Here is a 17027-nt window from a genome sequence, read left to right as displayed (position 1 = left end):
TGGTACCGATCGGCGCAGCGCGGGCAGGCTTTTCGACCGAGGAATGGCATGGAAAATCGTACGACGACGGCGCAAATCACCGGAGCGATGCGGCGTTGGGGGCCTCCCGCCTTTGTGACTTTCGCGGCCATGGTCACACTTGCGTCATTGACCGGCGGCGCCGCTGCAAAGCAGCAGCGCCCTGCGGCAACGGTCGAGGCGACCGCGCCGCGCGCCGCGGGCGAGCCGATCATGGCGATCGTGTCGATCAGCGCCCAGAAGGTGACCTTCTACGACGCCGACGGCTGGATTTACCGCGCGCCGGTATCGAGCGGCGTCAAGGGCCGCGAAACGCCGGCCGGCGTCTTTGCGCTGGTCGAGAAGGACAAGGACCATCACTCAACCATGTACGACGATGCCTGGATGCCGAACATGCAGCGCATCACCTGGAACGGCGTCGCGCTACACGGCGGGCCGCTGCCGGGATATGCCGCCTCCCATGGCTGCGTGCGCATGCCCTATGACTTTGCCGAGAAGCTGTTCGACAAGACGCGCATCGGGATGCGGGTGATCATCGCGCCGAACGATGCGGCCCCGGTCGACTTCACCCATCCAGCCCTGTTCGTGCCGAACGCCCAGGCCATGGCAGATGCTCCGGCGCGCGCTGAAAAGCTCTCGCGCGAGGCGGCGGATGCCGCCAAGGTGGCCGACGAGGCCAAGAAGGCCTCCGCGGCCGCGACCAAGGAAGCGGCACTGTTCACGCCGGCGTCGCTGCGCAAACTGCAACAGACCAAGACCCGTGCCGACGCTGCGGTTGCGTTGGCCGACAAGACGCTCGTCAATGCCAAGACTGACCAGGCCAAGGCGCGCGCCGAGGATCTGAAGCAGAAGGCGGTCGCCAAGGCCGCGGAAGCGACCACGCAATACGAGGCAGCCCAGGGCGACGCCAAGCCGAAGCTCGATGCCGCGGCGGCCGCAAAGGACGCGGCCAAGGCGGCCGAGGCCAAGAAGACCGATACCCAGCAGGCGGCGACCGAGGCGAAGCTCGCGCTCGAGCCGGTCTCGGTCTACATCAGCCGCGCGACGCAGAAGCTTTACGTGCGGCGCAACACTCACAAGCCGTGGGCCGATGGCGGCGAGGTGTTCGATTCCAGCATCGAGGTTCCCGTCACCATTCGCGATCCGGACAAGCCGATCGGCACGCACATCTACACGGCAATGGCGCGCAACGGCGCCGGCCTGCGCTGGACCGAGGTGACGATCGACGACGGCGACAACGCCAAGGACGCGCTCGACCGCGTCACCATCCCGCAGGACGTGCTGGATCGGATTGCGCCGACCGCCGTGCCGCGCTCGTCGATCATCATCTCGGATGAGCCGTTGAGCGCCGAGACCAACTACCGCACCGAGTTCGTCGCTGTGCTGAGCAACCAGCCCCAGGGCGGCTTCATCACGCGCAAGCCGACCCGGCCCATGATGGACGACGGCATGGTTGCGAGCGGGGACGACGACGGTTTCGGCTTCTTCTCCCAGCGCAGCTGGAATCCCCAGTCGGGCACCCAATACGGCTATCCCCAATACGGCAATCCCCAGGCGCCGACCCAGTACGGCACGCCGTATTATGGCAATCCTCAGGCCGCCAATCCGCGCCGTCGCGGCGGCCAGTTCTACTGGCAATCGCAGGACTGGTAGGCCGACGGCGGCAAAGCCCGAACGAGCACCGGACGGCGGTGTGACACCGCCGTCCAGTCGCGTGGCGACTTTACGGCCGAGCTTCCAGGATCAGGTTGAACGGCGTTTCCGCCGCGCGGCGGAAGCGTGAGAAGCCGCCCTGGCGCGCCACCTCGCGCAACCTGGTCTCGCCGGCCTGCGCGCCGAGCGCTAGCCCGACCTCCTGGTCCAGCGAGGCCGGCGTGCAGATCATCGTCGACGCGGCGTAGTAGACCCGCCCGATCGGATTGAGGTTGTCCTCCAACCGGTCGTTGGCGAACGGCTCGATCAACATGCAGGTGCCGTCGTCGGCGAGGGTCGAGCGCGTGTGCTTGAGGGCGCCGACCGGGTCGCCCATGTCGTGAAGACAGTCGAAGAAGCACACAAGGTCATAATTGTTGGCGGGGAAGTCCTTGGCCGAGTGCGTCTGGAAATGGACGCGGTCCGACAATCCCGCCTCCTTGGCGGACATTCGCGCCGTCTGGATCGAGCCGTCGTGATAGTCGAAGCCGTAGAAGGTCGATTTCGGAAACGCTTCCGCCATCAACCGCGTCGAGACGCCGTGCCCGCAGCCGACGTCGGCGACGACGGCGCCCTTCTTCAGCTTGTCGACGACACCCTCGAGCGCCGGCAGCCATTCCTGCACCAGATAGTGCTTGTAGCTGGTGCGGAAGAACCGGGCGGTGCCGCAGAACAGGCACTCGCTGCGCCTATTCCAGCCGACGCCCTTGCCGGTCTTGAACGCGTCGGTAATTTTCGGCTCGTCGAGAAAGGTCGCGCCGACCAGGTTTCCGACCGCGCCGAGGAAGACCGGACTGTCCTCGTCGGCGAGCGCGAGCGCCTGCTCGGGCAGCATCGAGAATTTTCCGGTCTTGCTATCGTATTCAATGTAGCCGGAGGCGGCTTGCGCCGACAGCCATTCTTGAACGTAACGCCCGGCTGTTCCTGTTGCCTTGGCAAGGGCCGCGGCGTCCATCGGTCCTTGCTGCGCGAGAGCCTTGTACAGCCCAAGCTTGTCGCCCAGCAGCATCAGCGAGGCGTTCATCGCCGCGCCGACATCGCCAATCATCTTTCCCATGAATGAATTGAGACGCTCTTCGTTGACGTCCATGATGTTCCTCCATCGCAATCGCGTTTGGCCAAAAGTCCATCATTCGCAATTTCACGCATGCGTCGTCGTCCAGTGGTGGGGCGACGTGACTGCCTGAAAGGTTCGTTGCAATGACCCGATTGTTACTGGTGCGCTGGGATCCCAGAGCAACCAGGCTTCGCAAGCCTGCGAGGCGGGCCGCCTACGCGGCCGCCCGCGGCATCACCAGCCTTTTGTACAGCGCGCTGTAGCAGGCGGCCGACAGGTCCCAGCTGTAGGACTTGGCCATCGCGCTGGCGCGCATGGCGTTGAGGCGATCCTTGGCGCGGTAGGCGTCGAATGCGCGCCTGACGCCGCCGAGGAAGGATTCCGCCGACGGCTGCGGGAACAGGAAGCCGGTCTCGCCGTCGGCGATAGTTTCGGCAAGCCCGCCGGTCTGGTGACCGATCGGCAGCGAGCCGAAGCGCTGCGCGTACATCTGGCTGAGGCCGCAGGGCTCGAAGCGCGACGGCATCAGGGTGAAATCGCTGCCGGCGAAGATGCGGCGGGCCTGGGCGTCGTTGAAGCCGATGATGACGCCGATCGCGTCCGGCCGGCGCCGGTGCGCGGCCACCAGGGCGTCCTCGATCGCGGGCTCGCCGCTGCCGGTGACGACGATCTGTCCGCCATCCCTGATGATTTCGTCGGCGGCCGACAGCACGAGGTCGACGCCCTTCTGATGCACCAGCCGCGCGACCAGGCCGAAGATCGGCCCGCGCGAGACCGCAAGCCCGAACTGCCGGCGGACGTAGTCGGCGTTGGCCTGCTTGCCCTTCCAGTCGCCGGTGCCGAATGGTTGCGCGAGCTGCGCGCAGTGGCGTGGGTCCCAGCTCTCGTCGATGCCGTTCAGGATGCCGGTCAGCTGGTCGGCGTCGGAGCGGACGCGCAGCAGCCCTTCCAGCCCGCAGCCGAGCTCGGCGGTCGTGATCTCCTTCGCATAGGTCGCGCTGACCGTGGTCAGATGCGAGGCGTAGACGAGGCCGCCCTTGAGGAAGGAGAGCTTGTCGTAGAACTCCAGCCCGTCGATGTGGAATGAGCTTTCCGGTGCGCCGATCCGCCGCAGCGAGTCCCGCGGAAACAGGCCCTGATAAGCGAGATTGTGGATGGTCAGGATTGACGGAATCCGCAGCTGACGCCAGGCGAGATAGGCGGGCGTGAGCGCGGCCTGCCAGTCATTGGCGTGAACGAGGTCGGCTGCCCAATTCTTGTCCAGCGTTCCGGCTGCAAGTTCGGCAGCGGCGGAGGCAAAACGGCCGAACCGGATGTCGTTGTCGGCCCAGTCGCGGCCGGACTCATCGCCGTAGGGATTGCCCGGCCGGTCGTAGAGCTCTGGACACAGCAGCACATAGACCGGTAGCCCGTCCCTGGTCGATGCGCGCCCGAGCGTGCAAGCCGGCATCTCCGCAAGGCTTGCGCATTGTCCAACGATTTCAACATGAGTGAACTGCTCGACCACATCCCGGTAACCGGGAAGCATGATCCTGACGTCGCTCCAGGGGCGCAGCGCCCGGGGAAGTGCTGCGGAAACGGCACCGAGCCCGCCCACGCGGACGAAATCGTCCATCTCCGTCGTGACGAATAAGACCTTCAACAAGCGCCCTCGTTCCAGCCCATGACAGGGCCATGCAAGATCGGGTCCAATCTGCCTTTGATTAAAATGCAAGACGGCCCGCGCTCCCGGTCTGGACGAGACGCTTTCCTGTCAGGACGGCTCACTTTAGGGTCACGCGACGCCGAACAACCAATGACGAAGGTGGAGGAAGCCTTGCCGACGACAATAGCCGCTGACGATGAGGGGAATTTGACACGGAGCTTCGACGGCCTTCGCGTGCTGGATTTTTCGACCACGATCGCCGGACCTCATTGCACGCGGATGCTCGCCGACATGGGCGCGGAGGTGATCAAGATCGAGCCGGCTGAAGGCGAGACGATGCGGACGCGGCCGCCGCTGCGCAACAACTGCTCGACGGCGTTCGGCCAGCTCAATATCGGCAAGAACAGTCTGGTGCTCGACCTGAAGTCGCCGGCCGGCATTGAGGCCGTGCGCCGGCTGATCGCGACCGCCGACGTGCTGGTGGAGAATTTCCGCCCCGGCGTGATGCGGCGGCTGAAGCTCGATTATGCGTCAGTCCGCGACATCAATCCGAAGCTGATCTTCTGCTCGATCTCCGGCTACGGCCAGACCGGGCCGTCGGCGGAATTGCCCGCCTATGCGCCGGTGATCCATGCCGCCTCGGGTTACGAGATGGCGCATCTCGCCTACCAGCCGGGCCGCAGCCGGCCGGACTATTGCGGCATCTATCACGCCGATGTGCTGACCGGCGTCTACGCCTTCGGCGCGATCTCGGCCGCGCTCTATCAGCGCAGTGCCGGCGGCAAGGGCCAGCATATCGACGTCTCGATGCTGGAATCCATGCTGAGCCTGACCCTGAACGAGTTGCAGTGGTCGCAATTCGAGGTGAAGCAAACCCAGCGCCCGATGTTCGGGCCGATCGAAACCACCGATGGCTACGTGATGGTGGCGATCGCCAGCGAGAAGACGTTCCAGAACCTGATGCAGGTGATCGGCCGTCCCGAATGGGTGTCCGATCCGCGCTTCGCCAAATATTCTGATCGGCGGGACAACTGGGCAGGCCTGATGGAGGGCGTCGAGGCGTGGTCGCGCGCCGTCAGCACGCAGGCCTGCCTTGCCGCGCTCAATGAATATGGCGTGCCGTCGTCGGCCTATCGCACCGTGCGCGAGGCGCTCGCCGATCCGCAAATCGCCCATCGCGGTGCACTGGCCGAGGTCGCGGACGGCGGCGGCAGCTTCAAGGTGCTCAACCTGCCGTTCCGGATGTCCGGTGCAACGGTCGGTGCCCGGAAGCGGATGTCGACGCTCGGCGAACACACGCTGTCCTATCTGAAGGAGATCGGCCTCTCCGACGATCAGATCGCGGGCTTCGCAGCGCAACCGGCAAAGACGGCGCGCAATTAGCGCATGATCCGGACCTGGAAGACCGCGTTCGCGCAAAGTCGAAACCGGTCTTCCGAAGGATCGTGCTCAAACGAGAAGATGTGATCACGACGCGATCTCATGAGATCGTATCGTGATCCCCCTGCGGCTTTTCATCCGTTTTACGGTCTTGTCGCGCGCGGCGATTCCGGACAAGCTGCCCAACACACGACGATCCGGAACACCGGACGTCGCCCACCTGGGAGGGAGCATTGATGAAGCTGGCCGGGCGCGCGCACGCGGTTGCGCGCATATTTCTTGTGGCGGGATTTGGTGTGGCGGCATTTGCTGCACCGGCCCATGCGCAGAAGCAGGGCGGTACGCTCACCGTCGGCCAGGAGCTGGACATTCCGGGCTTCGACCCGCTCAAGGTCGGTGTCTACGACACCTCGGCCAACACCGCAGCCGCTGCGATCTTCGACACGTTGATGACGCTCGACGACAAGGGCGAGCCGAAGCCGAAGCTCGCGCTGTCCTGGGAGCATTCCGAAGACTTCAAGACCTGGACCATCAAGCTGCGGCCCGGCGTCAAATTCCACGACGGCACGCCGTTCAATGCCCAGGCGGTGAAGGAGAACTTCGACCGCCAGAAGGATCCGGCCAACAAGTGCCGCTGCGCGTTCTACATTACCAGCATCAAGAGCGTGGACGTCATCGATGATCTCACCGTGCGCTACAATTTCAGCGACCCGTCGGTGAACTTTCCGGCGACCCAGTCGATCCAGAGCTCCAACAACGTGATGCAGTCGCCGACGGCCTGGAAGACCAAGGGCGACGATTACAACCGCAACCCGGTCGGCACCGGTCCCTATATCCTGAAATCCTGGACCGCCGGCGACCGCATGGTGCTGGAGAAGAACCCGGATTACTGGGACAAGGGCAAGCCCTATCTCGATCGCATCATCCTGAAGCCGCTGCCGGATGCGCAGTCGCGCTTCGCCTCGCTGCAATCCGGCGAGGCCGACGTCATCTGGGACGACGAGGCTGACGCCGACAACATTATCAAGGCGCGCAAGGACCCGAGTCTGATCGTGCATACCTATCAGGGCTCGGGGGCCTCAGTCGCCGCCTTCAACACCAAGGTCCCACCTTTCGACGACGTGCGCGTGCGCCAGGCGCTGGTGATGGCGCTCGACCGCCAGAAGATGTCGCAAGCGATCACCAATGGTCTGGCGCGGCCGGCCAGCAATCCCTACGGCGACGGCTCCTGGGTGAAGTGCAAGGATGACGGCGCGTTGCCCTACGATGTCGAGAAGGCCAAGGCGTTGATCAAGGACTACGGCAAGCCGGTCGAGTTCAAGATGCTGGTCACGGCGACGCCTCGCGGTCGCACCGGCGGTCAGGTGTTGCAGCAGTTCTGGAAGCGCATCGGCGCCAATATGGAGATCGAGCAGGTCGATCAGGCGACCATTCCACCGCGCGCCTTCATGCGCCAGTTCCAGATCACGCCGTGGCGCATCGTCGACCTCGCCGATCCCGATCCGCAGATGTACGCCAATTTCCACACCGGCAGCCCGGTGGCGCTGGCGAATTATTCCAATCCGGAGCTCGATCGGCTGCTGGAGCATGCACGGACCACCGCCGACGTCGCCCAGCGTACCGAGGATTATTGCGCGATCAGCCGCCTGATCAACAAGGAGGCGATCTGGTTCTGGACCTTCCAGAACACCTACTATGCGATGTCGAGCACGAAGGTGAAGGGCGTGCCGAAGATGTTCAACGGGGTGCTCGACGTCTCCTACGCCTGGAAGGAATAGCCTTTCATGCTGTTCTTCGTCGCGCGCCGGCTCCTATACCTGGTGCCGGTGCTGATCGCGGTTTCGGTCCTGACCTTCGTGATCGCCTCGCTGCTGCCCGGCGATCTCGCTTACGTGATCCTCGGCGACCAGGCGACGCCGGAGAATGTCGCGGCGCTGCGTCACGATCTGGGGCTCGATCAGCCGATCTGGCTGCGCTATCTCGGCTGGCTCTGGCACATCCTGCAGGGTGACTTCGGACGATCCTTCCGCACCGGGCAGACCGTGCTGCAGGCTGTCAGCGAACGCGTCCCGATCTCGTTCGAGCTGATGATCCTGGCCGAGTTGATCGGGCTTGCGATCGGCGTGCCGCTCGCGATCGCCTGCGCGGCCAAGGCCGGCAGTGCATTCGACCGCCTCATGACCGGATCGGCGTTCGGCATGCTCTCGGTGCCGACCTTCCTGTCCGCGATCCTCCTGATCTACCTGTTCGCAGTCGAGCTGCGCTGGCTGCCGGCGACCGGCTATGTGCCGTTCACCGAGGATCCGGTTGCCAATCTGCGCTTCATGGTGCTGCCGGCGTTGACGCTCGGGCTTGCGGAATGGCCGGGCATCATGCGCGTGCTGCGCTCCGACATGATCGCTGCACTCCAGGAGGATTATATCGCGCTCGCCAAGGCAAAGGGCCTGAAGCCGTCGCGCATCCTGTTCGTGCATGCGCTGAAGCCGTCGTCGCTGACGCTCGTCACCATCACCGGCATCAATATCGGCCGCCTGATCGGTGGCGCCGTGATCGTCGAGACGATCTTCGCGCTGCCCGGCATCGGCCGTCTGCTGGTCGGCGCGATCCTGACCCGCGACCTCATCATCCTGCAGGGCGTGGTGCTGCTGGTCGGTGCAGGCTTCGTCATCATGAACTTCATCGTCGATCTGCTCTACGCCTTACTCGATCCGAGGATCCGTCATGGCCACGCTTGAGCTCAGCCTCGACGAGAGCAGTGCCGCACCGGTGCGACGCAAGCGCCGGATTGGCACGCTGTTCTGGTTCGCGGTCGGATGGACAGTCGTGGTATTTGCGGTCGCGATCCTTGCCGACCTGTTGCCGCTGCCGAGCCCGACCGACATGGACATGCTGGAGCGGCGCGGGCCGTTCTCCGCCGAGCATTGGCTCGGCACCGACGGTCTCGGCCGTGACGAGCTGTCGCGGCTCATCTATGGCGCGCGGATCTCGCTGATCGTCGGCCTCTGCGCGCCGATGATCGGGGTCACGATCGGCGGCGCGCTCGGCATGCTCGCCGGCTATTTCCGCGGCCGCTTCGAATCCATCGTGGTCGGCAGCATGGACGTGCTGCTGGCATTCCCGCCGCTGATCCTGGCGCTGGCGGTCACCGCCTATCTCGGCCAGTCGATCTTCAACCTGACCTGCATCCTCGGCGTGCTCGGCATTCCCGCCTTCATGCGGGTGGCGCGGGCGGCGACGCTGACGCTGGCGCGGCGCGAATTCGTCATCGCGGCACAGGCGCTCGGCGCTACGCATACCCGGATCCTGCTACGTGAGCTGCTGCCCAATGTGCTGCTGCCGCTGCTTGCCTTCTTCCTGCTCGGCGTCGCCGTCACGATCGTGGTCGAAGGATCGCTGTCCTTCCTCGGCCTCGGCGTGCCGCCGCCGATCTCGAGCTGGGGCAGCATGATCGGGGAGGGGCGGGAGAGCCTCGACGTAGCGCCGCGCCTCGCCTTCATTCCGGCGGCCGCGATGTTCCTCACCGTGCTCGCGTTCAACCTGATCGGCGATACGATGCGCGCGCTGACCGATCCCAGGCAGGGTGCGCTATGACCAGTGCGCTGCTGTCGGTCGAGAATGCGGTGGTCGACCTGCCGACGCCGCGCGGCAACCTGCGTGCGGTGGATCATGTCGATCTCGCCGTCGGCGCCGGCAGGACACTCGGCATTGTCGGCGAATCCGGCTGCGGCAAGACCATGCTGTCGCGCGCCGTCCTGCAACTGCTGCCCAAGAAGGCGAAGCTATCGGGCCGGGTGATGTTCGACGGGCAGGATCTGACCAAACTGTCCGCCGAGAAATTGCGCAAGCTGCGCGGCCGCTCGCTCGCCGTCGTGTTCCAGGATCCCATGACCTCGCTCAATCCGGTGCTGACCATCGGCACCCAGCTGATCGAGACCATTCAAGAGCATCTCGAGCTCGATCTCGCCCAGGCCAGGCAGCGCAGCATCGAGCTGCTGGCGGCGGTCGGCATTCCCGCGCCGGAGCAGCGGCTGGCGCAATATCCGCACCAGCTTTCCGGCGGCATGCGCCAGCGCGTCGCGATCGCGGTGGCGCTGTCCTGCGAGCCGCAGCTGCTGATCGCGGACGAGCCGACCACCGCGCTCGACGTCACGATCCAGGCGCAGATCCTCGATCTGCTGGCGCGCGAGCAGCAGCGCCGCCACATGGCGATGATCATCATCACCCATGACCTGGGCGTGGTTGCCGGCCGCACCGACGAGGTCGCGGTGATGTATGCGGGGCGCGTGGTCGAGCGCGCGCCGACGCCGGCCTTGTTCAAGCAGATGCGGATGCCCTACACCGAGGCGCTGCTGGCCGCGCTGCCGAAGCTCGACGTCGCGCCGCATACGCCGCTGCCGGCGATTTCGGGACGGCCGCCGGATCCGACCCGGCCGCTCAAGGGCTGCTCGTTCTCGCCGCGCTGCCGCTATTCGGCCGAGCGCTGCGCCTCCGAGAAGCCGCAGCTCTGCTCGGCCGAGACGCCTGAGCATCTCTACGCCTGCTTCCATCCAATTGCCGCGAGGGTCGGCGCATGATGCTGCAGGCCGCACCCAATCCACTGATGAAGGTGGAAAACCTCGTCGTCGAATATTCAGTGGGAGGCAAGACCATCCATGCCGTCTCGGACGTCAGCCTCGAGATCGCGCGTGGCGAGACGCTGGGGCTGGTCGGCGAATCCGGCTGCGGCAAGTCGACGCTCGGCCGTGCCGTGCTGCAATTGCGCCAGGCCGTCTCCGGTAAGGTGCTGTTCGACGGCCACGATCTCACCACCTTGAAGGGCGAGGCGCTGCGCCAGATGCGCCGGCGCGTGCAGCTGATCTTCCAGGACCCGATTGCCTCGCTCAATCCGCGGCGGCGGATCGGCGACATCGTCGCCGAGCCGCTGGTGATCGCGGGCGTCAAGGATCCCGACGAGCGCCGGCGGCGGGTCGCCGAGGTGCTGTCAGCGGTCGGCCTCGATCCCACGCTGGTGAGCGGGCGATTGCCGCACGAATTCTCCGGCGGACAATGCCAGCGCATCTGCATCGCTCGCTCGCTGGTGCTCAATCCGGAATTCGTGATCTGCGACGAGCCGGTGTCCGCGCTCGACGTTTCGATCCGTGCCCAGATCCTCAACCTGCTGGAGGAGATGAAGGCGCGCTACGGCCTGACCCTGCTGTTCATCGCCCACGACCTCGCGGTGGTGAAGGCGGTCTCAGATCGCGTCGCGGTGATGTATCTCGGGCGGCTCTGCGAGGTCGGTCCGTCGGAGCAATTGTTCGCGCGGCCGGCGCATCCCTATACCGCGCTGCTGATCGAGGCGATCCCGGTGCCCGATCCGGATGTCCGTCCGACCCAGAGCGTGCCGGTCGGCGAGCCGCCGTCGCCGATCGCGCCGCCGTCCGGCTGTCGCTTCCGCACCCGCTGCCCGCGGGCCGATGCGCGCTGTGCCAGCGAGGTGCCGGAACTGCGCCTGGTCGCGACCGGCCAGTTTGCGGCTTGCCATCATCCACTGATCTGAATAGTGACGCCTTGACCGTCGAGCGGGCTGCATGGCCGCTCGCTCGAAAATGGGGTCATGAGCGTTTGTCCCGGCCGGGCAGGCGTGGCAAGGTCCGCCGCAACAACAAGCTTTCGGGAGAACAGCGATGAAGAGTTTCCAGGTCGTCGATTTCAACGCCCCCTTGAAAGAGGTCGATCAGCCGACGCCGCAGCCGTCGGGCACGCAGGTGCTGATCAAGGTCAAGGCCGCCGGCGTCTGCCACAGCGACCTGCACATCTGGGAGGGCGGCTACGATCTCGGCCATGGCCGCAAGCCGCTGTCGCTGAAGGATCGCGGCGTGTCGCTGCCGCGCACGATGGGCCATGAGACGGTCGGCGAGATCGTGGCCTTCGGGCCCGACGTCAAGGACGCCGACAAGGGCGGTCTCAAGGCCGGCGACGTCGCGCTGGCCTATCCTTGGCTCGGCTGCGGCAAATGCCCGACCTGCCTCGGCGGCGACGAGAACATGTGCGCGATCAAGCCGAATGCGCTCGGCGTCTATTGCGACGGCGGCTACGCCGATCACATGACGGTGCCGCATCCGAAATATCTGCTCAACCTCAAGGGGCTAGATCCGGTCACGGCCGCGCCCTACGCCTGCTCTGGCGTCACGACCTACAGCGCGCTGAAGAAGGTCGAGAAGGATCTCGACACGCCGATCGTGATCTTCGGCGCCGGCGGCCTCGGCCTGATGGCGCTCTCGCTGTTGAAGGCGATGGGCGGCAAGGGTGCGATCGTGGTCGACATCGACGCCAGGAAGCGCGAGGCGGCCGAGGCCGCCGGTGCGCTCGCAACCGTCGACGGCAAGGCGCCCGATGCGCTGGAGCAGCTGATCAAGAAGGCCGGCCAGCCGATCCGCGCCGCGATCGACCTGGTCGGCAACGCCCAGACCTCGCAGCTCGGCTTCGACTGCCTGACCAAGGGCGGCAAGCTCGTGATCGTCGGCCTGTTCGGCGGTGGCGCGACCTGGGCGCTGCCGCTGATCCCGATCAAGGCGGTCACCATCCAGGGCAGCTATGTCGGCAATCTGCGCGAGACCCAGGAGCTGCTCGATCTGGTGCGCGAGAAGAAGATCCCGGCGATCCCGGTGACGCCGATGCCGCTGGCGAAGGCCAACGAGGCGCTGACCAATCTGCAGAAGGGCCAGCTCGTCGGCCGCGCCGTGCTGACGCCGTAATTCCTAGCCGTCATTGCGAGGAGCGAAGCGACGAAGCAATCCATATCTCCGCGAGTGGCGGCATGGATTGCTTCGCTTCGCTCGCAATGACGACCAGACTTACCATCTCGCTCCGATTCCCTGAGGAAATTCCCATGTCCGCCAACGACGCACTCCACATCGCAGTCCTCGGGGGCGACGGCATCGGCCCCGAGGTGATGGCGCCGGCGCTTGAAGTGTTGCGCAAGATCGAGGCGTCGGCCGGCCTCAAATTCCACTTCACCGAGGCGCCGGCCGGCGCCGGCCATTACAGGGAAACCGGCAAGTCGATGCCGGAGAGCACGATCAAACTATGCGAGGAGGCCGATGCGATCCTGCTCGGCGCCTGCGGCCTGCCATCGGTGCGCTACCCCGACAACACCGAGATCGCGCCGCAGATCGAATTGCGCGTGATCTTCGATCTCTATGCCGGGGTGCGGCCGGCGCGATTGATCCCGGGCGTTTCGAGCACGATCGTCGGCGCGGACCAGAAGGGCATCGACCTCGTCGTGATCAGGGAATCGACCGAAGGCCTGTTCGCCTCGATGGGCAAGGGCGTCGTCACCGAGAGCGAGGCGCGCGAGACCATGGTGATCACGCGCCGGACCTCCGAACGGCTGTTCGAGTTCTCATTCCGGCTTGCCGAACGCCGCAAGGCGCGCGGCAAGGTTGGTGGCGGGCTGACCTGTGTCGACAAGGCGAACGTGTTCAAGGCATTCGCGTTCTTCCGCAGCATCTTCGACGAGACCGCGAAGCGTCATCCCGATGTCAGGGCCGATCACCTCTATATTGACGCGACCGCCGCTGCGCTGGTGAAGCGTCCCTGGGACTTCGACGTCATGGTGACCGAGAACATGTTCGGCGACATCCTGTCGGATCTCACCGCCGGCCTGATCGGCGGCATGGGCATGGCGCCGTCGGCCGACATTGGCGATCGCTACGCGGTGTTTCAACCGTGCCACGGCACCGCGCCCGACATCATGGGGCAGGGCAAGGCCAACCCGACCGCGATGATCCTGTCGGCCGCGATGATGCTCGACTGGCTCGCCGACAAGCACGGCCTCGAAGGTGCGGCCGAGGCCGGTGAGCGGATCGAGCGCGCGGTCGACAAGGTCTATGCTGGCGGCATCAAGCCGTTCGAGTTCGGCGGCAGCAACGGCACCGCCGATGTCGCGAAGGCCGTGCTGGCAGCGCTTTGAGCGAGGTGCGATCTCCTACCCGTCATGCCGAGGTGCTCTCCGTCGCGCCGGCTGACCGGAGCCGTCACGGCAGCAGCGTTGCGTCGCCGTCGAACGGGCCGGCGTACCAGGCGTTCTCGTCCGCGAGGGTCCGGGCAAGGGCCTCGTCCGTCGTCTTGTAGACGAGCGGATCGGTCGGGTACGTCCTGACGTAAGGATGCCATCTCATCAGGATCTGCCTGACGTGTTCAGGCAGACCGATCACCTCGAAGAGATGACCGCCCGAAGCGACCGCGTTCGAATAGGCCGCATCGAGCAGCGCCTCGGTCACGTCAGGGTCGTCCTGCTCCACCAGGATGTCGGCGAGCATCGACCGTCGCAAGCCGGTTTCGCGATCGACCGCATGCAGCACGACGGCATACCCTGCCAGGCGCTGGAATCGATGGCAGCAGATCACCGCAACCGTCGAAGAGCTCCCCGGGAGCGTGAAGTGCCATCTGAGAGAGGCGGGACTTCGGTCCGCCAGCAACCGAGGCGCCTCGCCCAACTTGCGGCGCCACAGCGCGTCAAATTCGTCCCCGATGTCGTTCACGTCGATCTGCGTTAGTTTGCCCGGCGGATGGCTCTGTGGTCCGCGACGGAGCGAGTCCAGCCGCAGGGCCGACGAAGCGAGGAAGGCTCCGGCCGCCTCCATTCCACTCCCGAGGCCGAACTTCGCCGCGAGCACTCGCGCGAACTCATGGGCATTCAGGATCCAGAACAGCACCTTGTCGTAGTCGGGGCGAGGCAGCGACCTCGCATGAAGGGCTTTTGACTGATTGACCACGGACGCGGTCGAGTGCGTGATCACGAACAGGGCAACATCTCGCTGTCGGTAGAACGACGCCAGCAGGCCGATACAGCGCGTGCGGTACGCCGGCTCGATCACCAGGCCAGCGGCTGTCGCGGCGATTATCGTTCGGTTCTCGAACTGATAGAGTACAGGGACGCTTCCCTGGTATCCGACAATCCCTTCGGCGGTCTCCAGCACCCACCCCATGCTGGGTTGCGATTTGACGGAGACCATCGCAGGATTTTGCCGCCATAGCCGATGCCAGTTTTCGAGAGTGTCTTTCGCGAGCCCGCCACGTTCCTTCAGCCGTGCGACGCTAGCGAAATCCGCGAACTGGACCTCGCGCTGCTTCGCCGGCGCCAACGCGCTTCCGAACAGCGGCGCCGTTTCGGTTTGACTGGACGAGGGACGCCGCCGGCTCTCGATGAGCCGGAGCAGGATGTCGGCGGCATGATGCTTTGGGTGCGTCAGAGTCCGCGCGGGCGCAGTGGTCCCTGCCATCAATCCCTCCCTGGGCGCGGTGCGTTTCTCATCACGGTACCGTCCGGTATGCGAGCCCCGGGGCAGTTCCAGGTGCGTTATGACGGATGCGGCCTCAATTGCTCCGACACGAACAGGCACAAGGGTCCGATCAGCGTCATCTGTTCGGGGTCGAGGTTCTCGAAATCGATCTCCCGGTCGAAGTGCTCGCCCGCTGCCATCATCATCTCGACAAAGGCCAGCGAATCGAGCGCCCCCGACAACAGCAGGTCGTAGTCGTCGGGGAGGTCGCGCAGCGGACGCCGTCCGCGATCGTCCAGCTTCCGGTTGAGGAAGGCTCCGAAGAACGCGCGGACGTCGTCGGTGGTCGGACCGTTCATTGACTGTCTCCCAAGACCGCCGGCATGGCCTTGCGGTCGTATTTACCGTTGGCGTTGCGGGGCAACCGGCCGCGGACGTGCCATCGTCTCGGGACCATGTAGTCCGGCAATCTGGCGGCGACCGCCGCGCGAAGCTCGTCGAGCTCCACCGGCCCGCCTTCGATGAGCACCTCGATGCCGCCATAGCCGCTCGACGTGATGGGCCAGCCGATCGCGACGACGCCGTCGATGCCTGAGGCCTCGCGCACCACCGCCTCGACCTCGCCGAGCTCCACCCTGTGCCCGAGGATCTTCACCTGGGAATCCAAGCGGCCGAGATGGGTGAGGGGACCATCGCCGGCGGGCCGGCGCACGCGATCGCCGGTGCGGTAGAACACGTCGTTTCGTCCAGGCGGGACGACGAACGACGCGGCCGTCTTTCCCTGATCCTGCCAGTAGCCGAGCGACATCTGCGGGCCGCGCATCAAGAGCTCGCCGTCCGCGCCCGGTCCGACCTCGTCCAGACGCTCGTCGACGACGAGCACGTCCATGCCCGGGAATGGCGCGCCGATCGGCACGATTCCCATCTCGGACTCAGCCGGCGTCCGCTTCGGATCCCACCGGTAGCCGGTGCACGCGATGGTCAATTCGGTGGGGCCGTAGACGTTTTCCACGATGCTGTTCGGCGCGGCCACCGCCCAGGCCTCGACGGAAGTTAGCGGCAGCGGCTCGCCGCAGAACAGGCTCAGCCTGAGCGAGGGAAAGCCTCCCGGCTTCAAGAGGCCGGCCTGCTTCATCAGCGCAACCATCGAGGGCACCGAAAACCAGACCGTCAGCGCATGCTCGCGGATGAACCGGCCCGGATTGAGCAGCGTCTTCTGCGACGGGCAGCACACGCTTGCGCCGCGTTCCCACGCCACGAACATGTCGGAAGCCGACAGGTCGAACGTCATGTCGAAGGTCTGCGAGACGACGTCCAGCTCGGTGATGGCGAAGCGCTCCGCGGCATGATCGACATAGGCGATGACGTTGCGGTGCGCGACCATCACGCCTTTCGGGACCCCGGTGCTGCCTGACGTGAACAGCAGATAGGCGATCGCGTCCTCGCGCGCGTCCGGCTCGCGCCAGTCGGCATATCCTTCGAGATCGGCGGCGCCGACGACGACGTGCCGCGGCCATCGTTCGCGGTAGGCGCGTGGATCCGCGAGATCGGGCGCGATCACCAGCAGCGGTTCGTCCGCGCCCGCCATAAGCGCGTCCATTTGTGGCAGGGATGCCGCGTCGACGATGATCGAGCGGCACTCCGCGCGCACGAGCATCGACCTGTTGCGCTCGACCGGGAAGGTACGGTTCAGCGGCATGTAGCCGTTTCCGGCCAGAAGCGAGCCGAGCACGCCGGCGAACGCCGTTGTGCTGCGATGCGCGAACACGGCGGTGAGAGGCGTCCACGACCCTTCACAATGCGCCTGGATGCAGGCCGCGATACGGACGGCGCTCTCGCGAAGCTGCCGATACGACAGCGATATGCCTTGCGCGACGACGGCGGGACGGTCGGGAAACAGTTGCGCCGAACGCAGGAAGCCCGTCCACAATCCCCGCCCTGATCCGTCCGCGCGCAACTCCATTGACGA

The 17027-nt window shown here is 65.6% G+C and carries 14 protein-coding genes; 9 read left to right on the top strand and 5 right to left on the bottom strand.

What is annotated here, in order from left to right; translation table 11 throughout:
- The first annotated feature begins 48 nt into the window (after window positions 1-48).
- Complete coding sequence (locus FBZ93_RS06790) at window positions 49-1671, top strand: L,D-transpeptidase (protein WP_146985160.1); 1623 nt, start codon at window positions 49-51, stop codon at window positions 1669-1671.
- Window positions 1672-1741: 70 nt separating this feature from the next.
- Here FBZ93_RS06790 and FBZ93_RS06785 read toward each other — a convergent pair whose 3' ends face one another.
- Together FBZ93_RS06785 and glgA are read right to left on the bottom strand one after the other, a co-directional pair.
- Window positions 1742-2800, bottom strand: coding sequence for a class I SAM-dependent methyltransferase (locus tag FBZ93_RS06785; protein ID WP_167528946.1), 1059 nt, complete (start codon window positions 2798-2800; stop codon window positions 1742-1744).
- A 181-nt stretch (window positions 2801-2981) separates the two neighbouring features.
- Window positions 2982-4409 carry a glycogen synthase GlgA gene (gene glgA, locus FBZ93_RS06780; protein WP_146985158.1) on the bottom strand — a complete coding sequence of 476 codons (1428 nt, stop codon included), beginning with the start codon at window positions 4407-4409 and terminating at the stop codon, window positions 2982-2984.
- A gap of 153 nt (window positions 4410-4562) precedes the next feature.
- Here glgA and FBZ93_RS06775 point away from each other — a divergent pair, with 153 nt between their 5' ends.
- The 8 genes from FBZ93_RS06775 (at window position 4563) to FBZ93_RS06740 (ending at window position 13746) form a co-directional block, all read left to right on the top strand.
- Window positions 4563-5795, top strand: a complete 1233-nt coding sequence (locus FBZ93_RS06775) for a CaiB/BaiF CoA transferase family protein (RefSeq protein ID WP_146985157.1) — start codon at window positions 4563-4565, stop codon at window positions 5793-5795.
- Window positions 5796-6028: 233 nt separating this feature from the next.
- Window positions 6029-7570 carry an ABC transporter substrate-binding protein gene (locus FBZ93_RS06770; protein WP_146985156.1) on the top strand — a complete coding sequence of 514 codons (1542 nt, stop codon included), beginning with the start codon at window positions 6029-6031 and terminating at the stop codon, window positions 7568-7570.
- A gap of 6 nt (window positions 7571-7576) precedes the next feature.
- Entirely contained in the window at window positions 7577-8527 is a 951-nt protein-coding gene (locus FBZ93_RS06765) for an ABC transporter permease (RefSeq protein WP_050629654.1), read from the top strand.
- Entirely contained in the window at window positions 8514-9383 is an 870-nt protein-coding gene (locus FBZ93_RS06760; protein ID WP_146985155.1) for an ABC transporter permease, read from the top strand. The genes FBZ93_RS06765 and FBZ93_RS06760 overlap by 14 nt, the downstream gene beginning before the upstream one ends.
- Window positions 9380-10366 (top strand): ABC transporter ATP-binding protein, encoded by a 987-nt coding sequence (locus tag FBZ93_RS06755; protein ID WP_146985154.1) that lies wholly within the window; start codon window positions 9380-9382, stop codon window positions 10364-10366. The genes FBZ93_RS06760 and FBZ93_RS06755 overlap by 4 nt, the downstream gene beginning before the upstream one ends.
- Window positions 10363-11331: an ABC transporter ATP-binding protein gene (locus FBZ93_RS06750; RefSeq protein WP_050423413.1), complete on the top strand. Its 969-nt coding sequence runs from the start codon at window positions 10363-10365 to the stop codon at window positions 11329-11331. The genes FBZ93_RS06755 and FBZ93_RS06750 overlap by 4 nt, the downstream gene beginning before the upstream one ends.
- Window positions 11332-11458: 127 nt before the next feature.
- The gene (locus FBZ93_RS06745) at window positions 11459-12529 is read left to right on the top strand and encodes an alcohol dehydrogenase (protein WP_146985153.1); all 1071 of its coding nucleotides are present in this window, start codon (window positions 11459-11461) and stop codon (window positions 12527-12529) included.
- Window positions 12530-12663: 134 nt separating this feature from the next.
- Window positions 12664-13746, top strand: a complete 1083-nt coding sequence (locus FBZ93_RS06740; RefSeq protein ID WP_146985152.1) for an isocitrate/isopropylmalate dehydrogenase family protein — start codon at window positions 12664-12666, stop codon at window positions 13744-13746.
- 64 nt (window positions 13747-13810) lie between these two features.
- Here the strand turns inward: FBZ93_RS06740 and FBZ93_RS06735 are convergent, their stop codons facing one another.
- From FBZ93_RS06735 to FBZ93_RS06725, 3 genes are all read right to left on the bottom strand, one after another.
- Window positions 13811-15058, bottom strand: coding sequence for a hypothetical protein (locus FBZ93_RS06735; protein WP_146985151.1), 1248 nt, complete (start codon window positions 15056-15058; stop codon window positions 13811-13813).
- A 77-nt stretch (window positions 15059-15135) separates the two neighbouring features.
- Window positions 15136-15417, bottom strand: coding sequence for an acyl carrier protein (locus FBZ93_RS06730; RefSeq protein WP_146985150.1), 282 nt, complete (start codon window positions 15415-15417; stop codon window positions 15136-15138).
- Complete coding sequence (locus FBZ93_RS06725) at window positions 15414-17021, bottom strand: amino acid adenylation domain-containing protein (protein WP_146985149.1); 1608 nt, start codon at window positions 17019-17021, stop codon at window positions 15414-15416. The genes FBZ93_RS06730 and FBZ93_RS06725 overlap by 4 nt, the downstream gene beginning before the upstream one ends.
- Window positions 17022-17027: the final 6 nt, after the last annotated feature.

The sequence above is a fragment of the Bradyrhizobium macuxiense genome (genome assembly GCF_007993935.1).
In the GTDB taxonomy this organism is placed as follows: Bacteria; Pseudomonadota; Alphaproteobacteria; order Rhizobiales; family Xanthobacteraceae; genus Bradyrhizobium; species Bradyrhizobium macuxiense_A.
Note: the sequence above shows the minus strand (reverse complement) of the source record. Positions and strands in the feature narration are given on the sequence as shown.

Excerpts from the sequence above, each read along its gene's own strand:
- FBZ93_RS06790 (WP_146985160.1), top strand. The coding sequence starts at position 49 with ATGGAAAATCGTACGACGACGGCGCAAATCACCGGAGCGATGCGGCGT.
- FBZ93_RS06785 (WP_167528946.1), bottom strand. The coding sequence starts at position 2,800 with ATGGACGTCAACGAAGAGCGTCTCAATTCATTCATGGGAAAGATGATT.
- FBZ93_RS06775 (WP_146985157.1), top strand. The coding sequence starts at position 4,563 with ATGACGAAGGTGGAGGAAGCCTTGCCGACGACAATAGCCGCTGACGAT.
- FBZ93_RS06770 (WP_146985156.1), top strand. The coding sequence starts at position 6,029 with ATGAAGCTGGCCGGGCGCGCGCACGCGGTTGCGCGCATATTTCTTGTG.
- FBZ93_RS06765 (WP_050629654.1), top strand. The coding sequence starts at position 7,577 with ATGCTGTTCTTCGTCGCGCGCCGGCTCCTATACCTGGTGCCGGTGCTG.
- FBZ93_RS06760 (WP_146985155.1), top strand. The coding sequence starts at position 8,514 with ATGGCCACGCTTGAGCTCAGCCTCGACGAGAGCAGTGCCGCACCGGTG.
- FBZ93_RS06755 (WP_146985154.1), top strand. The coding sequence starts at position 9,380 with ATGACCAGTGCGCTGCTGTCGGTCGAGAATGCGGTGGTCGACCTGCCG.
- FBZ93_RS06750 (WP_050423413.1), top strand. The coding sequence starts at position 10,363 with ATGATGCTGCAGGCCGCACCCAATCCACTGATGAAGGTGGAAAACCTC.
- FBZ93_RS06745 (WP_146985153.1), top strand. The coding sequence starts at position 11,459 with ATGAAGAGTTTCCAGGTCGTCGATTTCAACGCCCCCTTGAAAGAGGTC.
- FBZ93_RS06740 (WP_146985152.1), top strand. The coding sequence starts at position 12,664 with ATGTCCGCCAACGACGCACTCCACATCGCAGTCCTCGGGGGCGACGGC.
- FBZ93_RS06735 (WP_146985151.1), bottom strand. The coding sequence starts at position 15,058 with ATGGCAGGGACCACTGCGCCCGCGCGGACTCTGACGCACCCAAAGCAT.
- FBZ93_RS06730 (WP_146985150.1), bottom strand. The coding sequence starts at position 15,417 with ATGAACGGTCCGACCACCGACGACGTCCGCGCGTTCTTCGGAGCCTTC.
- FBZ93_RS06725 (WP_146985149.1), bottom strand. The coding sequence starts at position 17,021 with ATGGAGTTGCGCGCGGACGGATCAGGGCGGGGATTGTGGACGGGCTTC.